The organism is Ramlibacter sp., assembly GCF_029866045.1.
GTDB lineage: Bacteria > Pseudomonadota > Gammaproteobacteria > Burkholderiales > Burkholderiaceae_C > Ramlibacter.
Genome location: NZ_JARXAB010000163.1, coordinates 1 through 6618 on the forward strand (window position 1 = coordinate 1; position 6618 = coordinate 6618).

Sequence of the window (6618 nt, forward strand, 5' to 3'; positions counted from 1 at the left end):
CCCACCTCGACCAGCGGGATGATGTGCGGCGGATTGAAGGGATGCCCCAGCACCACGCGCTCCGGATGCTGGCAGCCGGCCTGCATCGCCGTGACTAAAAGGCCCGAGGAGCTGGTCGCGACAATGGCGCCGGGCGGCGCCGCCGCATCGATGCTGCGCAGCAGCTCCTGCTTGGCCTCCAGGCGCTCGGGCCCGCTTTCCTGCACGAAATCCGCCTCGGCCACAGCGTCTTGCACGTGCGCATGAAACTGCAACCGGGCGCGGCTGGCGCCAGGCGCCAGCCCCTGCCGCTCCAGCGCCGGCCAGTGCCGCGCCACAGCATCCTGCAGGCGCTGCCCGGCACCTGGTGCAGGGTCGGTGGCATGGACATCCAGCCCGCGGGCCAGAAAACACGCTGCCCAGCTGGCTCCGATAACGCCGGTAGCCACCACGGCCACACGATTCACGCGCGCGTCCATTGGCATGCTGGTCAGGACTCCGCCGTGAAACCGATCTTGCGGACCAGCGGCCCCCAGCGTTCGGCTTCAGCCTGCTGGGATGCCGCCATTTCTGCGGCCGTCGAGCCCTTGGCGATCAGACCCACCACGGCCAGGCTGTCGATCACGGACTTTTCCTTGATCGCCGCGTTGATGGCTGCATTGGCAGCCGCGACCACACCCGCAGGCGTGCGGGCCGGCGCATAAAAGCCAAACCATTCCTCGGTGGTCAGCTCCGGGAAGCCCTGTTCGGCAAACGTGGGCACTTCGGGCGAAAAAGGCGAGCGCGCCTGGCCGGAGGTGGCAATGAGGCGCAGCTTGCCCGCCTTGTGGTTGGGAATGAAGTCGCCGCTGGGCGTGACCATGGATGCAATCTGCCCGCCCACCACATCGGTCACCCCGGGGATGGAGCCCCGGTAAGGCACATGCTTGAGGTCCACGCCGTTGTTCATGCCCAGCAGTGCACCGATGAAGTGGGGGGTGGAGCCCGCGGCAGGCGAACCGTAGTTGGCCTGACCCGGGTTGGCCTTGGCCCAGGCCAGGAAGTCCTTGACGTTTTTCACGGAGGCCGGCACCAGCGGACCCACAGCAAGCCCGTGGTGCATCACGGCTGCAATCGAAACCGGCACGAAATCCTTCACCGGGTCGTAGCTGAGCTTGCTGTAGATGTGCGGGTAGATGGAGGTGCAGGAGAACGGAGACAACGTGAGCGCACTGCCATCGGCCGGGGCCCCCTTGAGCACCTCCAGCGCGATACGGCCACCCGCGCCAGGCCGGTTTTCGACCACTGCAGCATTGCGCGTGTAAGGCGAACCCGCCAGCTTCTCGCCCACGCGGCGCGCCACGCTGTCGCCGGCGCTACCCGCAGGAAAGCCATAGAAGATCTTGACCTGCTCAATCGTCTGGGCCCAGGAGGCCAACGGGGTCAGCGCCCCGAGCGCGGTGGCACAGCCGAGCTGGCCCATGAAGTGGCGGCGTGTTGTCATCTCTGTCTCCTCTTTTGTGGTGGTTGGAATCAAAACCATTGAACCCACGCCATGCACCTTCGGGAGTGCGGGGCTGGCGCGCTTTCCCGGGCCCGCGGCGAGCGCAGCCGTGCGGCTTTCACTTCAGGCACGCCCAGCTGCCGGCGGTGGTATCGATCACAGTGATCGTTGCGCTGGGTCATGGCATGGACTGACTGAAAATGCTACGGCGTCCATTATTTTTTTCGGCGCCCGCATACTCAGTCATCGCGATGACATTTGCACACAGGGTATACGTGGACGCCCTGCCCACCCTGTTTCTGGAGACTGACGATGCTGGTCAAGCTGGTGCCACCCACGATGGCCGATCTGCTGAAAAACTCAGCCTGGTTCCCTTTGCTGGATCCTGCTGCGCAGCAGCGCGTGCTGGGTGATGTGCGTGAAGTCCCGGTCGCACAGGGGGGTGCCCTGAGCCGACGCGGCGACATCCCAGCGCACTGGTACGGCGTGATCGAAGGGCTCCTGAAATGGACAGTCACATCGGACCACGGACGCTCCGTGACGCTGGGCGGGCTGTCTGCGGGCAGCTGGTTTGGCGAAGGCACACTGCTGCGCGGCGCACCGCGCACGGCGGACATCATTGCGCTGCGCCCCAGCCGGGTGGCAGTACTGCCCCAGGACACCTTCGAATGGCTGCACGCCACGCAGCGCAGCTTTGACCATTTCCTGCTGCGCCAGATCAACGAGCGCATGCACTGGTTCCTGGGCAACTTCACCGCGCACCACCTGCTGGACACCGACAGCCAGGTGGCCCGCGCACTGGCAGGTCTGTTCCACCCATTCTTGTACCCCGGCGCCGACACGCACCTGCAGATTTCGCAAGAGGAAGTGGCCAACCTCACTGGCGTGTCACGCCAGCGGTGCAATGCGGCACTCAAGCGCCTGCAGGAGGCTGCCATCGTGGAGATCGAGTACGGCGGTATCACGGTGCTGGACCTGCCCAGGCTGCGCAAATTTGCGGACTGAGGGCGGCTGTACCGTACTCGCCAACGCGCAGGGCGCCACCCGACCCGAGAACGCCTGCAGGCGCCCGGCCTGTTGTCATGCGGACGACGGTGCGCTGGCATCCATGAACGCAGTGGCAGCCGCCAGCACGGCCGCGGGCTGGTCACGGTGCGGCGAATGCCCGCAGCCCGGCAGCTCCAGCAACTGCGTGCCAGGGATGCAGCGGCCAATGCCGCGTATCTGCTCCAGCGTTCCGTACTCGTCATCCAGGCCCTGGATGGCAAGCACCGGAACGCGTGCAGACGCGATCTCGGCGGCAATGTTCCACGGCCGGAATGCCGGATCCAGCCAGATGCGGCTCCAGCCTCCGAAGGCCGAGTCTGCATCGTCGTGGTAGCGCGCCAGCCGCTCCGGCAGATCGCCACCCGTGTAAGCCTGGCGGGCCCGCTCGATGCCCTCTAGCGTGATGTCCTCCACAAAAATGTGGGGCGCCATCAGCACCAGGCCGCGCACGGCCTGCGGGAACCTGGAGGCATACAGCAATGCAATCGACCCGCCGTCGCTGTGGCCCAGCAGCCAGGGAGCCTCGGTGATGCCCAGCGCGGCCAGCAGCGCGGGCAGCACCTCGTGGGCCTGCCGGTGCATGAAGTCCACGCCCCAGACCTCACCGGGTTCGCACGGGGTCGAGCGGCCATAACCGGGGCGGGAGAACACCAGGCCGCGCGCGCCCGCTGCCTCGCATAGCCGATCCGGAAAGTCGCGCCACATGGCGACCGAGCCCAGCCCTTCATGCAGAAACACCACCAGCGGTGCACCCTGGCGCTCGGGTGCGATGAAGCGGTGCTCGATGCGCACGGCGCGCCCCCGCCAGTCGATGGTGGCGAACGCGGTGGCGCCCGGCGCGTTCACGCGCGGGCCTCCTGCTCACGCAGGCGAAAGCGCTGAATCTTGCCGGTAGCCGTCTTGGGCAGCTCGTCGATGAATGCAATGAGGCGCGGGTACTTGTAGGGCGCCAGCCGCTCCTTCACGAACGCCTGCAATGCCTGCGCATCGGACTGCTGACCGGGCTTGAGGACCACATAGGCCTTGGTCTTGGTGAGCCCCTCGCCGTCTGGCACGCCGATGACCGCCGCCTCCAGCACGGCAGGATGCTGCATCAGCGTGGACTCGACTTCGAACGGCGACACATAGATGCCGCTGACCTTGAGCATGTCGTCGCTGCGGCCGGCATAGGTGTAGTAGCCGTCGGTATCGCGCACGTATTTGTCGCCGCTCCTGACCCAGCCGCCCTGGAAGGTGTCGCGGGTCTTTTCCCGGTTGTTCCAGTACAGGAGCGCCGCACTGGGCCCGCGAATGTACAGGTCGCCCACCTCGCCATGCGACACAGCGCCGCCGCCATCCCCGCGCAGCTCGACCTCGTAGCCCGGCACGGGCTTGCCGGTGGTGCCGTAGCGGATGTCACCCGGCCGGTTGGACAGGTAGATGTGCAGCATTTCGGTGGAGCCGATGCCATCGATGATGTCGCAGCCAAAGTGCGCCTTGAAGCGCTCGGCCACCCCGGCAGGCAGGGCCTCGCCGGCCGAGGAGCACATGCGCAGCGACACCGCCATGCGGGCGGGCAGCCGGGGCGATGCCAGCATCCCGGCAAAACCGGTGGGCGCGCCAAAGAACACGGTGGGCTGGTGCTGCACCCAGCGCTGGAAGGTGGCGTCGGGCGTGGGGCGCTCGGCCATGAGCACCACGGTGGCGCCCACCGACAGCGGGAAGGTGAGCGCGTTGCCCAGGCCGTAGGCAAAGTACAGCTTGGCGGCTGAAAAGCAGACATCGTCCGCGGTGAGGCGCAGCACCGGTTTGCCGTACAGCTCGGCCGTCCACCACAGGTTTCCGTGCGTGTGGACGGTGCCCTTGGGCTTGCCGGTGGAGCCTGATGAGTACAGCCAGAAGCCGGGCTCGTCTGCCAGGGTGGTGGCGGCGGCGGCCAGAGGTTCCGCTTCGGTGATGGCCACCTCCAGGTCGCGGGCACCGGCGTGCAGCTTGCCCACCGGCAGCGATACCAGCAGCGTGCCCACCTCATGGGGCGCCTGGGCCATGGCCGCTGACAGCACGGGCAGCAGGGCCCCGGACACCAGCGCAGCGCGGGCGCGGCTGTGGGCCAGCATGTAGGCGTAGTCATCGGCCGTCAGCAGGGTATTGACGGCCACGGGCACCACGCCCGCATACAGGCAGCCCAGAAAGCACACCGGCCAGTCGCTGGTGTCCTGCATGAGCAGCAGCACGCGTTCCTCGCGCCGCAGGCCGCACGCCAGCAGCACGCTGGCCAGGCGCCGGGCGCGGTCGTGCAGCTCGCCGTAGCTCAGGCGGCCCCGGTCGTCGATGTAGGCGGTGCGCTCAGGGTACGCGCGGTTGATGTCCAACAGGTGCTGCGCAAAATTGAAACGCTCGGGCAGGCGGGTCATGTCCATTACTCCTCCGTTACTCCGTGATGCGGGGCGAGACCGGTGCGGTCACAGGCCCAGCGATGCCACCACGGCCGGGCTGGCCTGGATGGCGCTGCGCTGGTGGTAGAAGTCGAGCGCGCGCAGCCCGCCCAGCTCGGCCCCCCCGCCTGCGCGGCCCGGCCCGCCGTGCTGGGACATCGGCATCACGTTGCCATGCCCGGTGTGGGCCTTGGCCACCGCGGGCGTGACCACATGCACCCGCCCCTGGCTGGCCGCCAGCGACAGGGCAGCACCGGCCACGGCGGCATCGTCCGACCCGTAGAGCGACGTCACCAGCGAGCCCTGCCCCCGGTGCGCCAGCGCCAGGGCATGGTCCAGATCGCGGTAGGGCACCAGCGTGGCCACCGGGCCAAACACCTCCACGTCATGCACGGCCGCTGCGGCATCGGCATCGCGCGCGCCCAGCAGCACCGGGCCGATGCAGGCGGCCACCTGCGGGTCGGCATCCACCAGCGGCTGCAGCCTACCGTCGTGCAGCAGCTCGGTGCATGCGCCCAGGGCGGCAATGCCGTCGTGCACGGATTGCAGCTGCGCACGGCTGGCCAGTGAACCCATGCGAACGCCCTCGCTGCGCGGGTTGCCCACGCTGACCTGAGCCAGCTGCGCCGCCACGGCATCGGCCACAGCGCCGTACAAGGCCTGGGGCACCAGTACGCGGCGGATGGCCGTGCACTTCTGGCCCGATTTCGCGGTCATCTCGCGCACCACCTCCCGCACCAGCAGCCCAAAGGCGTCGGAGCCTTGCACCTCGCCGGGCATGAGCAGCGCGGCATTGAGGCTGTCGGCCTCGATGTTGGCGCGCACCGACCGCTGCGCCACGGCCGGGTGCGAGCGGATGAGCGCAGCCGTTTCGGCCGATCCGGTGAAAGTGACTACATCCAGCGGCTGCAGCGCGTCCATCAGGCCGGCGGAGCTGCCCGCGATCACCGACAGGGCGCCGGCAGGCAGCAGCCCCGCGTCCACCACATCGCGCACCATGCGCTGGGTGAGCCAGGCCGTGGCCGTGGCGGGCTTGACGATCACGGGCACGCCCGACAGCAGTGCCGGAGCCGCTTTCTCCCACAGCCCCCAGGCCGGAAAATTGAACGCATTGATGCACAGCGCCACCCCATGCCGGGGCACCTGCACATGCTGCGACACAAACGCGGCCTCGCGCGCCAGCGATGCCGCATCGCCATCGCGCAGCACGCGCACATCGCCCAGGGCCTCGCCCCAGCGCGCGTACTGGCCCAGGGTGAAGATGGCGCCATCGATGTCCACCGCCGAGTCGTTGCGCACCGTGCCGGAGTTGGCGGTGGCGATCTCGTAGTAGCTGTCGCGGTGGGCCTGCAGCCGCTGGGCCACGGCCGCGAGCAGCGCGGCACGTTCGCGGTAGGTCATGGCGCGCAGCGCCGGCGCGGCAGTGTGGCGCGCAAAGGCAAAGGCTTCGGCCAGGTCCAGCCCGGTGGCGTCCACGCGGACCAGCGCCGTGCCCAGCACGGGGTCGGTCAGCACCGTGCCGGGGCCTGTGCCCTGCTGCCAGCGGCCCGCCACATGGTTGGCGAGAAGTTCGGTCATGTTGTCCTTTCAGCGCAGGCGCCGGGGCCGCTTCAGCGGGTGAACTGGATTTGCCCTTCGGGCAAGAGGTAAAGCACCAGCGCACGGCCGGCTGTCACGGTGGGGCAATGCGCGCTG

7 protein-coding genes are annotated in these 6618 nt (G+C 68.3%); 1 reads left to right on the plus strand and 6 read right to left on the minus strand.

Annotated features, from left to right (window positions below):
* Together QE494_RS16395 and QE494_RS16400 are read right to left on the minus strand one after the other, a co-directional pair.
* On the minus strand, positions 1-458 hold a 458-nt coding region (locus tag QE494_RS16395), incomplete at its 3' end, for a 3-hydroxyacyl-CoA dehydrogenase NAD-binding domain-containing protein (RefSeq protein ID WP_300045068.1).
* A gap of 11 nt (positions 459-469) precedes the next feature.
* Complete coding sequence (locus tag QE494_RS16400) at positions 470-1462, minus strand: Bug family tripartite tricarboxylate transporter substrate binding protein (RefSeq protein ID WP_300045055.1); 993 nt, start codon at positions 1460-1462, stop codon at positions 470-472.
* Between the two features lie 312 nt (positions 1463-1774).
* Between QE494_RS16400 and QE494_RS16405 the strand changes: the two genes are divergently transcribed.
* Positions 1775-2467 (plus strand): Crp/Fnr family transcriptional regulator, encoded by a 693-nt coding sequence (locus QE494_RS16405; RefSeq protein ID WP_300045058.1) that lies wholly within the window; start codon positions 1775-1777, stop codon positions 2465-2467.
* A gap of 75 nt (positions 2468-2542) precedes the next feature.
* Here the strand turns inward: QE494_RS16405 and QE494_RS16410 are convergent, their stop codons facing one another.
* The 4 genes from QE494_RS16410 to QE494_RS16425 form a co-directional block, all read right to left on the minus strand.
* On the minus strand, positions 2543-3355 hold the full coding sequence (locus tag QE494_RS16410; RefSeq protein ID WP_300045060.1) for an alpha/beta fold hydrolase: 813 nt from the start codon (positions 3353-3355) through the stop codon (positions 2543-2545).
* Positions 3352-4902 carry a benzoate-CoA ligase family protein gene (locus tag QE494_RS16415; RefSeq protein WP_300045062.1) on the minus strand — a complete coding sequence of 517 codons (1551 nt, stop codon included), beginning with the start codon at positions 4900-4902 and terminating at the stop codon, positions 3352-3354. Before QE494_RS16415 ends, QE494_RS16410 begins: the two co-directional genes overlap by 4 nt.
* Before the next feature lie 48 nt (positions 4903-4950).
* The gene (locus QE494_RS16420; RefSeq protein WP_300045065.1) at positions 4951-6501 is read right to left on the minus strand and encodes a 3,4-dehydroadipyl-CoA semialdehyde dehydrogenase; all 1551 of its coding nucleotides are present in this window, start codon (positions 6499-6501) and stop codon (positions 4951-4953) included.
* Between the two features lie 32 nt (positions 6502-6533).
* Positions 6534-6618: DUF4863 family protein (locus QE494_RS16425; protein WP_369289727.1), on the minus strand; the 85-nt coding region annotated here is incomplete at its 5' end.

Excerpts from the sequence above, each read along its gene's own strand:
- QE494_RS16400 (WP_300045055.1), bottom strand. The coding sequence starts at position 1,462 with ATGACAACACGCCGCCACTTCATGGGCCAGCTCGGCTGTGCCACCGCG.
- QE494_RS16415 (WP_300045062.1), bottom strand. The coding sequence starts at position 4,902 with ATGACCCGCCTGCCCGAGCGTTTCAATTTTGCGCAGCACCTGTTGGAC.
- QE494_RS16420 (WP_300045065.1), bottom strand. The coding sequence starts at position 6,501 with ATGACCGAACTTCTCGCCAACCATGTGGCGGGCCGCTGGCAGCAGGGC.
- QE494_RS16405 (WP_300045058.1), top strand. The coding sequence starts at position 1,775 with ATGCTGGTCAAGCTGGTGCCACCCACGATGGCCGATCTGCTGAAAAAC.